The organism is Pseudoalteromonas sp. SWN29, assembly GCF_015864465.1.
GTDB lineage: Bacteria > Pseudomonadota > Gammaproteobacteria > Enterobacterales > Alteromonadaceae > Pseudoalteromonas.
The window spans coordinates 1-669 of sequence record NZ_JADYXE010000146.1; the positions used below are offsets into that span (position 1 = coordinate 1).

At 42.3% G+C, this 669-nt stretch carries 1 protein-coding gene; it reads right to left on the reverse strand.

From position 1 onward, the window contains the following. Positions 1-38: 38 nt before the first annotated feature. Positions 39-669, reverse strand: a 631-nt coding sequence (locus tag I6F53_RS20205; protein ID WP_197240948.1) for an RNA-guided endonuclease InsQ/TnpB family protein, incomplete at its 5' end; no start/stop codon positions are given.

A 669-nucleotide genomic window follows, 5' to 3' on the forward strand; every position in this document is an offset into this window, starting at 1 on the left:
TGTCGATCAATGGGCTTCTACAGTCTAGCTTTTGAATGCTAGGCTGCTTCTTTTTTCTCAGATCCAACAGCAAACTTCGATAGCTCGAAGACTTTCATTTTATTAGCTGCTTTCCGCTGAGAAACGGGATTAACCCTTGCGACGATTCCAGCCGCTATTAAGTCTAACTCACCTGTGTTCGCTATGCTTTTAGCCGCTGAAAGGTCGCGATTTTGATTCGCTCCGCAAGCCACACAAATGAAATGTCTATCGTTCAATGTTAAAACATGGTGCTGGCCGCATTCTGCGCAAATCCCAGTCGATTTTTCAAATCGACCAATTTCATGATAGAGCTTGCCTTCAAGCTCAGCCTTGTATTTTGAAAGCTGAGTTATCAGACCCATCACATTGTCCGCTACCATGCTGCCATTGAATTTTTGCATCGCTTTTACGTCTAAATCTTCAAACACTAAAATGTCATTTTCATTGGTTATCTGTCGTGAGATTTGGTGTGCAAAGTCGAGCCTTTGCCTTGAGATTTTACCGTGTAATTTATTGATGCGTTGTTTTGTTTTGTGCCAGCGATTTGAGCCTTTATTTCGGCGAGCAAGCTGACGTTGCAATTGATTTAATTTTGCTTTTGATTGCTTTAAAAACTTTGGATTGTCGGCCACGTAGCCGTTCGAGCCA